Here is a 15,813-nt window from a genome sequence, read left to right as displayed (position 1 = left end):
TTTTGTTTGTGAGGCGCGATATTGGTTTGCGTCATGGATCGTTCATTCGATAAGGACGTTGCAAGCCAGATGATATAGGCTTGGCATGTTGTCCCCTATGGATTACACTTGTCTATGCCGAGCATCCGCACTACCGATGTATTTGACCACTGGTTTGTTCGCATCCGTGATTTACGTGCGCGCGTGCGAGTGCAGGCGCGGATCGACAGGCTCGCTATGGGCAACCCCGGCGACCATAAGAGCGTTGGCGCAGGTGTCACCGAATTGCGGATCGATTACGGTCCCGGCTACCGGGTCTACTACACCCAGCGAGGGTCGATTCTGGTTGTCCTCTTGTGCGGCGGGGACAAATCGTCCCAACGGGACGACATTGCCCAAGCCAAGGATCTCGCTGCGAACCTCGATATGGAGTGAATCATGCCTAAAACCAAGACGACCGCTTGGGACTCCGCCGAACATCTTCGCACCGAAGAGGAAATGGCGGCCTATCTCGATGCATGCCTCGAAGAAGCGGGTGATGACCCTCGATTCATCGCTCATGCTCTGGGTGTTATCGCGCGTGCCCGTGGCATGTCGCAACTTGCACGCGAAACCGGTGTGAAGCGCGAAAGCCTGTACCGCGCTTTGTCTGGCGAAGGGAACCCGGAGTTCGCAACGATCTGGAAGGTCGTCCGGGCGCTCGGTATTCGACTGCATGCATCGACTACATGAAATAGGCGCGGTTTGCGTTCGCAGACAGCGTCATTTTGGGGCTTTGTTGCAATCAGATTTCGCGTTCGACGAACTCAGCGCTCGGGCGACCTGCCGTCATGCTGACGCACCTGCGCGAGCACCGAGCCCGCCAGTTCCTTCGCTTCGGCGCACGCGTGCGGATCGCCGAGCACGTGTCCGGCAACCTTGCCGATCCGCGCGCTCGTGTGTTTGCTGGTGTGATGCTGCGCGAGCGCCGAACCCGCGAGTTCTTTTTCTGTCTCCGATACGTTCGCTCGTTTCAACACGATAGCGGCGAGATGGGCAATGCGATCCGATGTGGCTTTGTCGTGAGCGGTCATACGAACCTCCGTAGTTCAAGTGGGTTGAGTGAGCGATTGCCATCGACGGGATGGATCGACTCGCTCTCATCTTCAACGGCGGCTCGCGGCACGGGTAGCAGCGCGTTCTGAACTGCACGGCGGATGAGTCTGCGCATGGGTCCGGAGATTTCTGCCTGAAAGGAGCGGACACGCCGCGCATCCTATAATGCGGCCCATGCCTATCCGTTTCGATGCTGCCGACGCGCATTGGCGCGTCGCGCCCCTTCCAGTGTTCTCGCCTGATCAAAAAGACTGGCTCACACGCGGCGGTTCGCTGACGGCGCACTTGCGCGCGCTCGGCGCGGTCGCGGTACGCGTCACACGCGAGGCCGTCGATCTGCCCTTCGACGACGAATACACCGCGCTCGCCATCGCGCCGCGCACGCCCGTGTGGGTACGTGAAGTCGTGCTATCGGTGGACGGCAAGCCGTTCGTCGCCGCGCACAGTATCGTGCCGCTCGCGGCGAGCACGGGCGTGTGGCAAGCGATGCGCCGTCTGCGCACGCGGCCGCTCGCCGAGTTGCTGTATAGCGATAGCAGTGTGTCGCGTTCGTCGCTGGTCAGCCGGCGCTTGACGGCGCGGCATCCACTGCATGGGCTTGCTTTGCGAGAAATCGATGAAGCGCGTGTCCATGCGTTGCTCGCGCGACGTTCGGTATTCGAGCGCTACGGCGAGCCATTGATGGTCACGGAAGTCATGCTGCCCGCGCTGTGGACGCGTCTCTCAACGCGCGATCACAGGCATGCAGCGACGCTACCGGTGCCGCGCGATCATGGACAGGCGCTCGATCACACGGCATCGCGCGCTGACGTCAATGCAAAGCGCGTCGGCAAACACACAGAGGCACGCTGATGCTGCGCGGCTTTCCTCCCGTCGTCGCCGAAAGCACGCACACGCTGATACTCGGCAGCTTCCCCGGCGAGGCATCGCTTGCGGCGACGCAGTACTACGCGCATCCGCGCAATCAATTCTGGCGATTGCTCGGCGCGGTGATCGGCGAGCCGCTGCATGAATTCGATTACCCGACGCGGCTCGAACACGTGTTGAAGCATGGCATCGGCGTGTGGGACGTGCTGGCCGCGTGCACGCGCGAAGGCAGTCTCGATGTGGCGATCCGCAACGCGACACCCAATGACTTCGCATCGTTTCGCGAGTACGCGCCGAAGCTCAAGAAGGTCTGTTTCAACGGCAAGACGGCGGGGCGCTTCGCGCCTGTGATCGCCGAAGCGGGCTACGAGACGCTGGTGCTGCCGTCGTCCAGCCCCGCCAATGCTATGCTCTCGTTCGACCAAAAATTGCGCCTGTGGCGCGAGATCCTCACATGACGAAACTGATCAAGCGCGCTTCGGCCGAGGCGCGTGCTTTCCGCAACCAGCAATCCGCGGCACCCAAGCAACGCATTTCGCGCGCAAAAACCCGTGCGTCGCGTGACGAAGACGACTTCGACGACATCGCGAAGGCGTCGCTGATCGAAGCGCCGCGCAAGCCGCGCTTTGCGCCCGTCACGTTCTCGGAAGAGGGTGGCGTGCGCTACTTGCACTTCGGCACGGAATGGGTGCAAGGCGCGATGCGTCTGTCGAAGCCCGATCACATCGAACTCGAATACGCGCAGCAGATGATGGCATGGCTGCTGTTCCTCGAAACGCCGGAACGCATCGTGCAGCTCGGCCTCGGCACCGGCTCGCTGACGAAGTTCGCGCATCGCTACCTGAAGCGCGCGCAGGTCGAAGCCGTCGAACTGAATCCCGCCGTCGTGATCGCCGCGCGCACGATGTTCAGCCTGCCCGCCGACGACGCGCGTCTCACCGTGCGCGAAACCGACGCTTGGGAATTCGTCAACGACCGCGCGAACCACGGCACGATCGGCGCATTGCAGATCGATCTGTACGATGCGACGGCGCGCGGCCCGGTGCTCGACAGCGTCGCGTTCTATCGCGCCGCACGCGCTTGCCTCACGCAAGCGGGCGTCGTCACGGTCAACCTGTTCGGCGATCATCCGAGCTTCGTGCGCAACATGAAGCGCCTGAACGAAGCGTTCGATGGACGTGTGATCGCGCTGCCCGAAGTGCACGACGGCAACCGCATCGCACTCGCGTTCTCGGGCCCGGCAATCGACGTGCCGTTCAAGCAGTTGCAGGAGCGCGCAAAGCTGATCGAGGCAAAGCTCGCGTTGCCCGCGCGCAAATGGGTCAAGGGCCTGCAGGAATCGACGGGTCAGAACGATACGTTTGCGATCTGAAGCGCATCGAGATCCGAAGCGCATCGCGATCTGACAATCCCCGCGCTGGTGCAACGCCAGCGTGCTCGCGCAACCGCCGTGCCCCGGCCGGCATGGCGGCTTCCACTTTCACTCAGCCAGCATCACGCCGCGCGTCTCAACGAAGCAGCGGAGATGTCCGCTTTCGTATCCGATCTCACACTCTGCGACGTTCCGTCTATTGACAACACCGTTGCGTTTAGGGTCACCCCTGCTTGACCGGTCGTTCGCGACTCCGATACTCTTTCGAGGCTTTCGGGGCGCCCAGTCTGCTATCCGCAGCCGGGTCCATCTGCCCGCCAGACGCGGGACACAATTCAATAAAAGGTAAGAGGAGACGTCATGGCTCACGACGCCGACGCCAACAAGGCCAGCAAGCACTGGCTGTGGCTGTTGCTGTTACCCTGGATCGCGATGATCTGGGTGCCGTCCTACAACAAGATCGAACCCGTACTGTTCGACTTCCCGTTCTTCTACTGGTATCAGCTCCTGTGGGTGCTGATCAGCGCGGTGATTACGGCCGTCGTGTACTTCAAGACCAAAACCCGTTCGAAGGGAGGTGCTCGATGAACGCCACCGCAACCTTCGTCTTCGTACTGTTCTTCATCGGCGTCACGATTCTCGGCTTCATCGCCGCACACTGGCGTAAAGGCGATCTCGCGCATCTGGAAGAGTGGGGCCTCGGCGGCCGTCGCTTCGGCACGATCGTCACGTGGTTTCTGCTGGGCGGCGACCTGTACACCGCCTACACCTTCATCGCCGTCCCCGCGCTCGTGTTCGGCGCGGGCGCGACAGGCTTCTTCGCGCTGCCTTATACGATCCTGATCTATCCGTTCGCGTTCGTCGTGTTCCCGAAACTGTGGAGCATCGCGAAGCGTCACGGCTACGTGACTTCCGCCGACTTCGTCAACGCGCGCTACGGCAGCCGCATGCTCGCGCTCGCCGTCGCCGTGACGGGCATCGTCGCGACGATGCCGTACATCGCGCTGCAGCTGGTCGGCATCGAAGTGGTGATCGGCGCGCTCGGCTTCGATACGAAGGGCTTCGTCGGCGATCTGCCGCTGATCATCGCCTTCGCGATCCTCGCTGCCTACACGTACACGTCGGGTCTGCGCGCGCCGGCCATGATCGCCGTCGTCAAGGACGTGCTGATCTACATCACGATCGCCGCGGCGATCATCGTGATTCCGCCGCAACTGGGCGGCTTCGGGCATATCTTCGGCGCGGTGCCGCCCGCCAAGCTGCTTCTCAAGGCGCCGGACGTGTCGAGCCTGAACGGCTATAGCGCGTACGCGACGCTCGCGATGGGCTCGGCGCTCGCGCTGTTCCTGTACCCGCACTCGATCACGGCCGTGCTGTCGTCGTCGTCGGGCAACACGATCCGCCGCAACATGGCGATGCTGCCCGCGTACTCGCTGGTGCTTGGTCTGCTCGCGCTGCTCGGCTTCATGGCGCTGGCTGCGGGCGTGAAGGACATGCCGGAGTTCGCGCCGTACTTCAAGGCGTTCGGTCCGAACTTCGCGGTGCCCGCGCTGTTCCTGCACTTCTTCCCGTCGTGGTTCGTCGGTGTCGCGTTTGCGGCGATCGGCATCGGCGCGCTGGTGCCGGCCGCGATCATGTCGATTGCAGCTGCGAACCTCTACACGCGCAACATCCACAAGGAGTTCGTGAACCGCAACATGACGCACGAGCAGGAGACCAACATCGCGAAGCTCGTGTCGCTGATCGTGAAGGTCGGCGCCGTCGCGTTCATTCTCGGCCTGCCGCTCACGTATGCGATCCAGTTGCAACTGCTCGGCGGCATCTGGATCATCCAGACGTTGCCTGCCATCGTGCTGGGCCTCTACACGCGCGTGCTCGACTATCGCGGTCTGCTGCTCGGCTGGGCGGCGGGCATCGCCGTCGGCACGTGGATGGCGATTTCGCTGAAGCTCGCGGGCTCGATCTACACGATCCATATCGGCGGCCTGGCGATTCCGGGGTATGCGGCTGTGTGGTCGCTGATCGTCAACCTGGTGGTGTCGGTCGTGGCCAGCCTCGTCGTCCGCGCAGTCGGCATGAAGCACGCCGAAGACCGCACGCGTCCGGAAGACTATCTGGACGTGCACGAAGCCTGATCTCGCGTCGGCTGATTGCCTGACCGGAAAGCCCGCAGCAAATGCTGCGGGCTTTTTTACTGGTGCGGCGCCAGCGCATCGTTGGCCCGCATGGCCGGGCCACGCTGCGGGCGTGGGGCTACATCGTTTATGCTCGTGTCGTTGCTGTCTTTGCCGCGTAACCCAACCTGGGATGACGGATGGCTCTCTCCGACCCGCAACCGACGCCGCCGCGCAAGCCCGTCACCGGCACGCCGCCCGGAACCGGCGACGCCGTCGCCGCGCGTCTCGCGCCGCGCCGCACGCGCATCGGCCGCCTTGCACGTGCGGTCACGTCGCCGTATTACCGTTATCGCCACGCGAAGTTCTTCCACAGCCTGCGCGTCGGCCTCGCGATGCTCGTGTCGATCCTCGCGACGACGGGCATCGATATTCCGCACGGTATCTGGGCGTCGGTGACGCTGCTGGTGGTGATCGGCGGCTTGCAGCATCACGGCAACATCCGCAAGAAAGCGGCGGAGCGCGCAGCGGGCACGCTGCTCGGCGCGACGCTCGGTCTTGCGCTGATCCTGCAACAGAACCTGTTCGATTCGCTGACGCTCACCTACGTGCTGATGGCGGTGATTGCCGCCGTCTGCGCGTGGTTTGCGATCGGCAGCGCGGGTTACGTCGCGCTGTTGACGGCGATCACGATGTGCATCGTCGCGGGCCACGGCGACAATATGATCGACACGGGTCTCTGGCGCACGCTGAACGTGCTGATCGGCATCGTGATCGCGCTGGCGTTTTCGTTTGCGCTGCCCTTGCACGCGACGTACTCATGGCGTTATCTGCTCGCCGACAACCTGCGCGAATGCGCCCGCATCTACACGCGGATGACGACGGGCGTGCCCGTCGGCAGCGACGAGCAGGTCGCCACGTTCATTCGCATGGGCAAGCGGCTCGTGCAGTTGCGTTCGCTGATGCCGTCGGTCGCCAAGGAAATCGATCTGCCCATTGCGAAGCTCGACGAGATACAACGCTTGCATCGTTCGATGCTGAGCGCGCTAGAAATGCTGTCGACGGGCACGCTCGCGCATCCGGAGAACCGCGACGCGTTCGCGCAGCGGTGTGGCGCAGAGGCGAACGCGGTGCGCCTGACGCTGCTCGCCGCCGCGCGCGCATTGCGCTTTGCGGGCACGACACAGTTCCGGGTGCCGGATGCGGCGACATGGTCATCGATGCCGGAAGCGGAGCAGGGCGCACAGACGCCCTGCGAAGAAATGGCCCCTGATTTGCAGGGGCCGTATTGGCTCGCGCAGCGCTTCGCCGAGCAGGTGGAACGCTTGCGCGCGCTGCTCGCGGCGAGCGAGCCAAACTGGAACATCGAACGCGGCGCGAGCGATGCGCCCGCGCGTCAATGATCAGTCAGCTTGCGTGTTTGTCGCCTTCGTGCGGATTGGTGACCATCCACATCACGCCGAACTTGTCGACGACCATGCCGAAACCCGTGCTCCAGAACGTCGCCTGCCACGGCATCACGACATTGCCGCCTTCGCACATCGCGTTGAAGGTCTTTTCGCCTTGCGACGGATCGTCGACGGTGATCGACAGGCCGTAGCCCGTGTGCGTGCCGGCGCCGGGGGTGTCGTCGCAATTGCCGTCCGACGCCATCAGTTCCGTCGAACCGATCCTGATCGTCGAATGCATGATCTTGTTTTCGGTGCCGGGACGAATGGGTTGTTGCGGGTTCGGCGGCGCGTCGCTGAAACGCATCTGGAACAGCACCTGCGCGCCGAGCTTCTCGCCGTAGAACTTCAGCGCTTCCTCGCAACGGCCATTGAAAAACAGATAGGGCTGGACTTGCATCGTTGTCTCCTGTCAATTGAATTGGAGCGTCGGTTCGCGCGAACGCGCAGTGACGGCGTGCAACTGAACGCACGCGTGCCAACGATTGTAGTCGCCGCTGCAGCGTCGAATGTGAAGTTGTGTTGACCGAAGTAAAAGCTGCCGACGCGCAGACAGTGCGTTGAAGCATCGGGAAAGAATGCGAGTACGACGCTGCAGGAAACCGACAGAAAGGCGGCGACGAAATACGAAAAAGCGCGCGCAGCCTTGCGGGCCGCGCGCGCTTTTTTCGGTTAGCGAATCTTGCGGCTTAGCGCAGCGCTTCGATCACCTTTTCCAGCTTGACGGCATCTGCCGCGAACGTGCGGATGCCTTCGGCCAGCTTTTCCGTGGCCATCGCCTCGTCGTTGACGAGGAAGCGGAACGACGCTTCGTCCGTCGGCACGCGCGCGATGTCGGCATCTTTGAACGCTTCCGGCACCAGCTTGCGCTCGACCTTGTCGTTGCTGTCCTGCAGCTTTTGCAGCAGGTCGGGGCTGATGGTCAGCAGGTCGCAGCCGGCCAGCTCGAGAATCTGGCTGGTCGTGCGGAAGCTCGCGCCCATCACTTCCGTCTTGTAGCCGAACTTCTTGTAGTACGCGTAGATGCGGCGCACCGATTGCACGCCCGGATCGTTCGCGCCGCCGTCGCGCGCTTCGTCCCAGTTGCTGCCGGCGTTCTTCTTGTACCAGTCGTAGATACGGCCGACGAACGGCGAGATCAGCTGCGCGCCCGCCTCCGCGGCGGCGACGGCTTGCGCCAGCGAGAACAGCAGCGTCATGTTGCAGCGGATGCCGTCCTTCTGCAGCACTTCGGCGGCGCGGATGCCTTCCCACGTCGACGCGAGCTTGATCAGCACGCGCTCGCGGCCGATGCCCTTCGCCTCGTACATCTTGATGAGTTCATGTCCTTTCTCGATCGACGCCTTCGTGTCGAACGACAGGCGTGCGTCGACTTCCGTCGACACGCGGCCCGGCACGATCTTGAGGATTTCGGTGCCGAAGGCGATCAGCAGGTTGTCGATGATCGCGCTGACGGGCTTCGACGCGTGATCGCGCACGGTCTTTTCGAGCAGCGGCTTGTACTCGTCCTTCTGCACGGCCTTCAGGACCAGCGACGGGTTCGTCGTCGCGTCTTGCGGCTTGTATTGCGCGAGTTGCTGGAAGTCGCCGGTGTCCGCGACGACCGTGGTGTATTGCTTGAGTTGATCGAGTGCAGTAGTCATGTCGAGCCTTCGCTTCGAGGCGCACGCGCGCCATGGTCCAGGAAATGATGACGCGGTGCGAGGTCGCGATTCGCTGCGCTTGGCCACGCAGGCGCGTCATCTGCGATGTCCACGTCTGAAACCGGGAATGTTACCGTGGAACGCCGCCCGCTACTTCTATTCTATGGCGGATCGGATGATGGTGGTTTGACAGGGGCGTCCTCCGTCCGTTCGCGCCATGTCGCCAGGCGCTTTCCGCCTTACGCTTTCCGCGTACCTGTCACCGTTGTCAGCCGCGCCGCGCGTTCAGCACGCCATGCGTCACCAGCCCTGCGACGAGTCCCCAGAACGCAGAGCCGATCGACAGCAACGTCAGGCCGGACGCCGTCACCATGAAGGTGACGAGCGCGGCTTCGCGCTGCCGTGCGTCCTGCATGGCGTTGGTGAGGCCGCTCATGATCGAGCCGAACAGCGCGAGCGCCGCCACCGACACCACCAGCGCCTTCGGCAGCGAGCCGAACAGCGCGGCGATCGTCGCGCCGAAAATGCCCGCGATCAGATAGAACACGCCGCACCAGACGGCGGCCATGTAGCGCTTGTTGCGGTCTTCGTGCGCTTCGCGTCCTGTGCAGATGGCGGCCGTGATTGCCGCGAGGTTCACGCCGTGCGAGCCGAACGGCGCGAGCAGCAGCGAAGCCGCGCCTGTCGTCGCGATCAGCGGCGCGGAGGGCGTCTCGTAGCCGTCCGCGCGCAGCACGGCGATGCCCGGCACGTTCTGCGACGCCATCGCCACGATGAACAGCGGTATGCCGATGCTGATCACCGCCGACAGTGAAAACGCAGGCAGCGTCAATACGGGTACGGCGAACGCGACATGAAAACGGCTGAAATCGAGCAGCCCGAGCGTGCCTGCAACGGCCGTGCCGACCACGAGCGTCGCGGGAATCGCATAGCGCGGCGCAAGGCGCTTGATGACGAGATAGGTGAAGAACATCGCCAGCACGAGCGCCGTCTGGAATTGCGCAGCGCGGAAAATTTCGATGCCGATTTCGAACAGGATGCCCGCCAGCAGTGCCGCGGCGATGCCCGCCGGAATCCGCTTCATCAGCGTGTCGAACCAGCCGGTGAGGCCGACCACTGTGAGCAGCAGCGCGCACACGACGAACGCGCCAATCGCCTCGGGATAGGCGACATGCGGCAGCGACGAGACGAGCAGCGCCGCGCCCGGCGTCGACCACGCGACCACGATCGGCGCGCGAAACCGCAGCGACAGGCCGATCGTGCACAGCGCCATGCCCATCGACAGCGCCCAGATCCACGATGAAATCTGCGCGTCGGTGAGATGCGCGGCGCGGCCCGCCTGGAACATCAGCACGAGCGAACTGGTATAGCCCGTCATCATCGCGACGAAACCGGCGACGACCGCTGACAGGGACGTATCGGCGAAGGGCCGCAGCGGCGTGCGCGCGGCGCGGGAGAGGTCAGGGGAAGAAGAGGTCATCCTGCGTGTCTCTGTAAAGCGTTGTTGTGTAATAGGGTGCTTGCCGGGCGGCGCGCACAATGCCGCGGCCGCGGCGTTGTTGCGCTGCGGCTCATACGGCAGGCGGGCAAAGCCCGAGATCTTACTTGCTTAGCGTGCGCATCGCGGTTTCGAGGCCGGCGAGCGTGAGCGGATACATCCGGTGGCCGAGCACTTCACGTATCACCGAAACCGACTGCCGGTATTCCCACAAGCCTTCCGGTTCCGGGTTCAGCCATGCGTGATGCGGGAAGTGGTCGGCTAGCCTGCGCAGCCACACGGCGCCCGCTTCGGCGTTGTTGTATTCGACCGATCCGCCCGCCTGAAGGACTTCGTACGGGCTCATCGTCGCGTCGCCGACGAAAATCAGCTTGTAGTCGGGTGTGAACTTGTGCAGCACGTCCCACGTCGCCATCCGCTCGACATGACGGCGCCGGTTGTTTTTCCACAGGAAATCGTAGACGCAGTTGTGGAAGTAGTAGAACTCGAGATGCTTGAACTCGGCTTTCGCGGCCGAAAACAGCTCTTCCGTGCGCTTGATGTGATCGTCCATCGATCCGCCGACGTCGAGCAGCATCAGTACCTTCACGTTGTTGTGCCGCTCGGGGACCATCTTGAGATCGAGCCAGCCGGCGTTCGCGGCCGTGCTGCGGATCGTGTCGGGCAGATCGAGTTCTTCGGCGGCGCCTTCGCGTGCGAAGCGGCGCAGGCGGCGCAGCGCGACCTTGATGTTGCGCGTGCCGATTTCGACCTGATCGTCGTAGTCGCGGTACGCCCGCTGGTCCCACACCTTCGTGGCCGTCCGGCTGCCCGACGACTCGCCGCCGATGCGGATGCCTTCCGGGTTATAGCCGCCATTGCCGAACGGCGACGTGCCGCCCGTGCCGATCCATTTGTTGCCGCCTTCGTGACGACCTTTCTGCTCGTCGAGCAGTTCTTTCAGGCGCTCCATCAGCTTGTCGAGCCCGCCCATTTTCTCGATCTGCGCTTTCTCTTCGGGGCTGAGATCGCGTTGCAGCTTCTTTTTCAGCCAGTCGAGCGGGACATCCAGCGCGAGATCGGCCTTTAGCGCGACGCCGTTGAAATATGCCCCGAACGCCTGATCGAACTTGTCGAAATACTGCTCGTCTTTCACGAGCGTCATGCGCGCTAGATAGTAGAACTCATCCAGCGACGGCTGGATCACGCTTTCCTTCAACGCTTCGAGCAGCGTCAAGTATTCCTTCACGGAAACGGGCAGCTTCGCGGCGCGCAGCGTGTAGAAAAAGTCGATCAGCATGCCCTTGTCTCCGTCCGTATTCGCCTGGTGTCAGTCGCGCAATCAGCGGTTGTTGCGGTTCATGAACACGAGCCGCTCGAACAGGCTCACGTCCTGTTCGTTCTTCAGCAGCGCGCCATGCAGCGGCGGCACGATCTGCTTCTGATCCTTCGAGCGCAGCGCTTCGGGCGGAATGTCTTCGGCCAGCAGCAGCTTGAGCCAGTCGAGCAGTTCGGAGGTGGACGGTTTCTTCTTCAGGCCCGACACGTTGCGCAGCTCGAAGAAACTTTCCATCGCGGCGCGCAGCAGTTCCTGCTTGATGCCCGGATAGTGGACTTCGACGATCTGCTGCATCGTCGACGGATCGGGGAACTTGATGTAGTGGAAGAAGCAGCGGCGCAGAAACGCGTCAGGCAGCTCCTTTTCGTTGTTCGACGTGATGATGACGAGCGGCCGGTGCTTTGCCTTCACCAGTTCGCGCGTCTCGTACACGTAGAACTCCATGCGGTCGAGTTCGCGCAGCAGATCGTTCGGAAACTCGATGTCGGCCTTGTCGATTTCGTCGATCAGCAGCACCGACTGTTCATCGGACTCGAACGCCTGCCACAGCACGCCCTTGACGATGTAGTTGCGAATGTCTTTCACGCGCTCGTCGCCGAGCTGCGAATCGCGCAGACGCGAGACGGCGTCGTATTCGTACAGACCCTGCTGTGCCTTCGTGGTGGACTTGATGTGCCACTGCAGCAGCGGCATGTCGAGGGCCGCCGCGACTTCCTCTGCGAGCATCGTCTTGCCCGTGCCCGGCTCGCCTTTGATCAGCAGCGGCCGCTTGAGGGTCATCGCGGCATTGACCGCGAGCTTGAGGTCGTCGGTGGCGACGTATTGCGATGAGCCTTCGAAACGCATGACAGGACGCTCGTTCGGGAAAAATTCCAGTATAAGTCAGAAGGCCTGTTGTGCTCCGCGGGGCGCGCGTAAGGTGTCAGCCGCGTCGGACGGTGCGTGCAGTGTTCGCAAGCGGCGGATTTCCGCATGCGGCAATCTGCCGCGCCCGGACGGACGCCGGTTGTGGCTATCCCAATTCGGCATTTCGCGCGACGCCTTGTGGCGCGGCGCTTTGCCGGGGCAGGGGTCGGGTCCTGTCCGGTGGACGCCCGGCGCGGCGTCGCGGTACAATTGGGCCGATTTTTTTGGCCTGCGTGGCAACCCAGACAAGTAAAACGGCGCAGGCCGTAGCCTTTTTGGGCGCCCGTTCCCCCTCAAGCCAGGTTAAAAGAGCTATGAACAAATTCGTTGGCAAACATCTCGTGGTCGCAGCGATGTCGGTGGCCGCGGGTTTTGCGGCAACTTTGGCGACAACTGCGCAGGCAGCGGATATCGTGGGCGACGCCAAGGCGGGCCAGGGCAAGGTCGCGATGTGTATCGGCTGCCACGGTATTCCCGACTATCGTACGGCTTATCCCGAGGTGTACCGGGTGCCGATGCTGGGCGGCCAGAACCGTACCTACCTGGAAAACGCGCTGCACGCGTACAAGAAGGGCGATCGCCATTTCGACACGATGCATGCCATCGCTGTGACGCTGACCGACCAGGACATCGCCGACATCGCCGCGTATTACTCGGTGCAGACGGCCTCTTCGAAGAACAATCCCGACAAATGACGGCGGCGCGCGCCAGCGCGTCATCGGCTCATTCAGTTCGCGGCGCAACCAGTTTGCATGGGACGGCGACAGGCGCTAAAGCGCAAACGTCCGTCGACACAGGAGAATCCATGAAGAAGCATCCCCACGCACTTCATACGGTGGTCAAGGCTGCATGCGCGACGCTCGCGCTGGCCGGTTTTGTCGTCGCATCGAACGCGCACGCGGCGGATGCCGCCAACGGCAAGGCACTCTCCGAGAGCCACAACTGCGCGGCCTGCCACGGCCCGAATCTGAACAAGCCCGTGACGCCCGAATATCCGAAGCTCGCCGGTCAGCATGCCGATTACGTCTACTGGGCGCTGCGCCAGTATCAGATGGGCACGGGCAACCCGCACCTGGGCCGCAACAACGCGATCATGCAGGCGCAGGTGCAAAGCCTGTCGCCGAGCGACATGAAAGATATCGCTGCGTACATCGAATCGCTGGACGGCGATCTCGTGCAGAAGAAGTAGGCAGTTCACGCTCGCTGACGGATCACGACAAACACCCCGCCTTGGCGGGGTGTTTGTTTTCGTGCGACGGGTTTCGGCTGGCGCGATGGTTCGCGCCGTCAGTCAATCGCGCGTCGCGCGGCGCTCGATGCGCTGCAGATAGGCGTCGGTATCAGGCGGCGTGTTGGTACGCTGCGCTTCCCAGATCGTTTCGCCCAGACACTCCATGATCGCGTGCTGCGCGTCGTGCGTGGAGCCGAGGCGCGCGGCGAGCCGGTCGTGCGCGGCGCGAATGCCGGGCGGCTGGTCGATCGACAGTTGCTCGGTGATCGCGAGATGCATCGACAGATGCAGGAACGGATTGGTCTGCCCACGTTCGGGCGAGTAGTCCTGCGCCGAGGCGGCCTCGGCATCCTTCAGTTCGGCGTGATACTCGGGATGCTCGACGATCCAGTCGGCGGCGATCGCTTCGAGCGGCGTCAGGATTTCACCCGCGCGCTGTTTGCGCCAGGTGTCGGTGAAAAAACGGCGGACTTCGTCGCGGCTGGGATTGAACATCGATGGACTTCGGACGGTGAAAGCAAGTGGGGCAGGCAGTGTGCGCTGTGCGTCTGCCCGGACATAGCGAGCGACTGTTCATTTTACGCCGCGCCCGCAGCGCGCGCAGACGGATGGTGCGGGCGCGCCACGCGGGGTGCTCACAGATCAGGTGGCGGCGTCTTCGGCTTGAATTCGCACAGCGGCTCGATCACGCAATGCCAGCATTCCGGCCGGCGTGCCTTGCACACATAGCGCCCGTGCAGAATCAGCCAGTGATGCGCATCGTGCAGGAACTCGGCGGGCGTGAACTTTTCCAGCGCCAGTTCGACAGCGCGGACGTCCTTGCCGGGCGCGAGGCCCGTTCGGTTGGCAACCCGAAAGATGTGCGTATCGACGGCGATGGTCGGCTGGCCGAACGCCGTGTTCAGCACGACGTTCGCCGTCTTGCGGCCGACGCCCGGCAGGCTTTCCAGCGCTTCGCGCCCGTCGGGCACTTCGCCGCCGTACTGATCGAGCAGGATGCGGCACGTCGCGATCACGTTCTTCGCTTTCGTGCGATACAGGCCGATCGTCTTGATGTAGTCGGCGACGCCTTCCTCACCGAGGTCGAACACTTTCTGCGGCGTGTTCGCGACGGGAAACATCCGGCGCATTGCCTTGTTCACGGAGACGTCCGTTGCTTGCGCGGACAACATCACGGCGATCAGCAACTCGAACGGTGTCGAGTATTCCAGTTCGGTCGTCGGATGCGGGTTCAGGCTCTGCAGCGTCTCGTAGATCGCACGTCGTTTGGTCGCGTTCATGCGGCTCGGTCAGGACTTTTTGGGTTGATCGACGTCTTGCTTGGGTGTGGATTCGGAACTGTCGTTAGCGATACCTAGCCGGCGACGGCGTGCCTCGGCTTCGTCGATCTGCGCCTGCGTTGCTGCGCTGATATCGGTCGTGTTCCTGGGGCCGAGACCTTGCGCGGCGTTTTCCGCTTTCTTCGCACGCGCGCGTTCGAGCGCGGCCTGGATGACCGCGCGTTTCTTCGCTTCGGCGTCGGTGGCTGGCGCGGCGGCGGTTCCGACTGCTTCGACTGCCGGGACTGCCGGTTCTGTGGGGGCAGGGCCGGCGACTCGCGCAGCGGGAGCCGGCGCATTCGCCGATGCTGCCGCGGCGCGTTTGGCTGCTGCGCGCGCCTCTGCTGCCTCGCGCTCCGCCGCGAGGCGCGTGCGGTGCCCGTCATGACGTGCGCGTGCGGCGTCGGCCTGTTGCTGGCTCCACGCATCCCAGCCCGTCTTGTCGCCCGTGACGGGGATCATCTCGATGCAGTCGACGGGGCAGGGCGGCACGCACAGGTCGCAGCCCGTGCACAGTTCGGCGACCATCGTGTGCATCTGCTTCGGTGCGCCGACGATGGCATCGACGGGGCAAGCCTGCATACACAGCGTGCAGCCGATGCACAGGTTTTCGTCGATGAACGCGACGGGCCGCGCGCGCTCGACGCCATTGTCCAGATTCAGGGGAATCACGGGCTTGCCGAGCAGCGTCGCAAGCCGCTCGATGCCTTCCGCGCCGCCGGGCGGGCACTGGTTGTAGCTGGCCTCGCCTTGCGCGATGGCTTCGGCGTAAGCGCGGCAGTGGGGGTAGCCGCACTTCGTGCATTGTGTCTGGGGCAGCAGATCTTCAATGCGATCCGCGAGTATTTTGGATTCTGTCACTGTCAAGACGTGGGGGACATGCTGTTGCCATTCACGGGCGCGGCGGATCCGTGTGATCGAATGGATGCGGTTTCAACTGCGCCATTGGGTGTGCACCGTTTGGCGTGCGCCATTGGGTCCGCACAGAGACGCATTCGCAGATACTGCGCAAACCGCGTGAGG

At 63.3% G+C, this 15,813-nt stretch carries 19 protein-coding genes; 10 read left to right on the top strand and 9 right to left on the bottom strand.

The annotated features are described in order from the left end of the window. Positions 1–114: 114 nt before the first annotated feature. Positions 115–414 carry a type II toxin-antitoxin system RelE/ParE family toxin gene (locus PPGU16_RS11795; RefSeq protein ID WP_180720144.1) on the top strand — a complete coding sequence of 100 codons (300 nt, stop codon included), beginning with the start codon at positions 115–117 and terminating at the stop codon, positions 412–414. 3 nt (positions 415–417) lie between these two features. After that, positions 418–711: an addiction module antidote protein gene (locus PPGU16_RS11790; protein WP_180720143.1), complete on the top strand. Its 294-nt coding sequence runs from the start codon at positions 418–420 to the stop codon at positions 709–711. A gap of 74 nt (positions 712–785) precedes the next feature. On the opposite strand, the gene PPGU16_RS11785 is transcribed toward PPGU16_RS11790, so the two are convergent. Further along, positions 786–1,052, bottom strand: coding sequence for a hypothetical protein (locus PPGU16_RS11785; RefSeq protein WP_180720142.1), 267 nt, complete (start codon positions 1,050–1,052; stop codon positions 786–788). 196 nt (positions 1,053–1,248) lie between these two features. Between PPGU16_RS11785 and PPGU16_RS11780 the strand changes: the two genes are divergently transcribed. The 6 genes from PPGU16_RS11780 to PPGU16_RS11755 all read left to right on the top strand — a co-directional run bounded on the left by PPGU16_RS11780 (position 1,249) and on the right by PPGU16_RS11755 (position 6,830). Continuing rightward, positions 1,249–1,926 (top strand): chorismate--pyruvate lyase family protein, encoded by a 678-nt coding sequence (locus PPGU16_RS11780; protein ID WP_180720141.1) that lies wholly within the window; start codon positions 1,249–1,251, stop codon positions 1,924–1,926. After that, positions 1,926–2,399 carry a DNA-deoxyinosine glycosylase gene (locus PPGU16_RS11775; RefSeq protein ID WP_180720140.1) on the top strand — a complete coding sequence of 158 codons (474 nt, stop codon included), beginning with the start codon at positions 1,926–1,928 and terminating at the stop codon, positions 2,397–2,399. Before PPGU16_RS11780 ends, PPGU16_RS11775 begins: the two co-directional genes overlap by 1 nt. Then, positions 2,396–3,313, top strand: coding sequence for a class I SAM-dependent methyltransferase (locus PPGU16_RS11770; protein ID WP_180720139.1), 918 nt, complete (start codon positions 2,396–2,398; stop codon positions 3,311–3,313). The genes PPGU16_RS11775 and PPGU16_RS11770 overlap by 4 nt, the downstream gene beginning before the upstream one ends. Before the next feature lie 360 nt (positions 3,314–3,673). Next, positions 3,674–3,901: a DUF3311 domain-containing protein gene (locus PPGU16_RS11765; protein WP_036003627.1), complete on the top strand. Its 228-nt coding sequence runs from the start codon at positions 3,674–3,676 to the stop codon at positions 3,899–3,901. Next, positions 3,898–5,448, top strand: coding sequence for a monocarboxylate uptake permease MctP (gene mctP / locus PPGU16_RS11760; protein WP_180720138.1), 1,551 nt, complete (start codon positions 3,898–3,900; stop codon positions 5,446–5,448). The genes PPGU16_RS11765 and mctP overlap by 4 nt, the downstream gene beginning before the upstream one ends. Positions 5,449–5,627: 179 nt before the next feature. Beyond that, positions 5,628–6,830, top strand: a complete 1,203-nt coding sequence (locus tag PPGU16_RS11755; RefSeq protein ID WP_180720137.1) for an FUSC family protein — start codon at positions 5,628–5,630, stop codon at positions 6,828–6,830. A 4-nt stretch (positions 6,831–6,834) separates the two neighbouring features. On the opposite strand, the gene PPGU16_RS11750 is transcribed toward PPGU16_RS11755, so the two are convergent. From PPGU16_RS11750 to PPGU16_RS11730, 5 genes are all read right to left on the bottom strand, one after another. Further along, positions 6,835–7,275: a VOC family protein gene (locus PPGU16_RS11750; RefSeq protein ID WP_180720136.1), complete on the bottom strand. Its 441-nt coding sequence runs from the start codon at positions 7,273–7,275 to the stop codon at positions 6,835–6,837. A gap of 289 nt (positions 7,276–7,564) precedes the next feature. Continuing rightward, complete coding sequence (gene tal, locus PPGU16_RS11745) at positions 7,565–8,518, bottom strand: transaldolase (protein WP_180720135.1); 954 nt, start codon at positions 8,516–8,518, stop codon at positions 7,565–7,567. A gap of 268 nt (positions 8,519–8,786) precedes the next feature. Next, positions 8,787–9,998 carry a benzoate/H(+) symporter BenE family transporter gene (locus PPGU16_RS11740; RefSeq protein ID WP_180720134.1) on the bottom strand — a complete coding sequence of 404 codons (1,212 nt, stop codon included), beginning with the start codon at positions 9,996–9,998 and terminating at the stop codon, positions 8,787–8,789. A gap of 121 nt (positions 9,999–10,119) precedes the next feature. Continuing rightward, positions 10,120–11,295 carry a vWA domain-containing protein gene (locus PPGU16_RS11735; RefSeq protein WP_180720133.1) on the bottom strand — a complete coding sequence of 392 codons (1,176 nt, stop codon included), beginning with the start codon at positions 11,293–11,295 and terminating at the stop codon, positions 10,120–10,122. 42 nt (positions 11,296–11,337) lie between these two features. Further along, positions 11,338–12,180 (bottom strand): AAA family ATPase, encoded by an 843-nt coding sequence (locus PPGU16_RS11730; protein ID WP_007583382.1) that lies wholly within the window; start codon positions 12,178–12,180, stop codon positions 11,338–11,340. 374 nt (positions 12,181–12,554) lie between these two features. Between PPGU16_RS11730 and PPGU16_RS11725 the strand changes: the two genes are divergently transcribed. Further along, the gene (locus PPGU16_RS11725) at positions 12,555–12,935 is read left to right on the top strand and encodes a c-type cytochrome (RefSeq protein ID WP_180720132.1); all 381 of its coding nucleotides are present in this window, start codon (positions 12,555–12,557) and stop codon (positions 12,933–12,935) included. A 110-nt stretch (positions 12,936–13,045) separates the two neighbouring features. After that, positions 13,046–13,429: a c-type cytochrome gene (locus tag PPGU16_RS11720; protein ID WP_091780313.1), complete on the top strand. Its 384-nt coding sequence runs from the start codon at positions 13,046–13,048 to the stop codon at positions 13,427–13,429. Positions 13,430–13,531: 102 nt separating this feature from the next. Here PPGU16_RS11720 and PPGU16_RS11715 read toward each other — a convergent pair whose 3' ends face one another. From PPGU16_RS11715 to rsxB, 3 genes are all read right to left on the bottom strand, one after another. Beyond that, on the bottom strand, positions 13,532–13,966 hold the full coding sequence (locus PPGU16_RS11715; protein WP_180720131.1) for a DUF1841 family protein: 435 nt from the start codon (positions 13,964–13,966) through the stop codon (positions 13,532–13,534). Between the two features lie 140 nt (positions 13,967–14,106). Continuing rightward, complete coding sequence (nth, locus tag PPGU16_RS11710) at positions 14,107–14,751, bottom strand: endonuclease III (RefSeq protein ID WP_180720130.1); 645 nt, start codon at positions 14,749–14,751, stop codon at positions 14,107–14,109. A 9-nt stretch (positions 14,752–14,760) separates the two neighbouring features. Further along, positions 14,761–15,651: an electron transport complex subunit RsxB gene (gene rsxB, locus PPGU16_RS11705; RefSeq protein ID WP_180720129.1), complete on the bottom strand. Its 891-nt coding sequence runs from the start codon at positions 15,649–15,651 to the stop codon at positions 14,761–14,763. Positions 15,652–15,813: the final 162 nt, after the last annotated feature.

The sequence above is a fragment of the Paraburkholderia largidicola genome, assembly GCF_013426895.1.
Taxonomy (GTDB): domain Bacteria; phylum Pseudomonadota; class Gammaproteobacteria; order Burkholderiales; family Burkholderiaceae; genus Paraburkholderia; species Paraburkholderia largidicola.
This window is presented reverse-complemented; position numbering and strand designations above follow the sequence as displayed.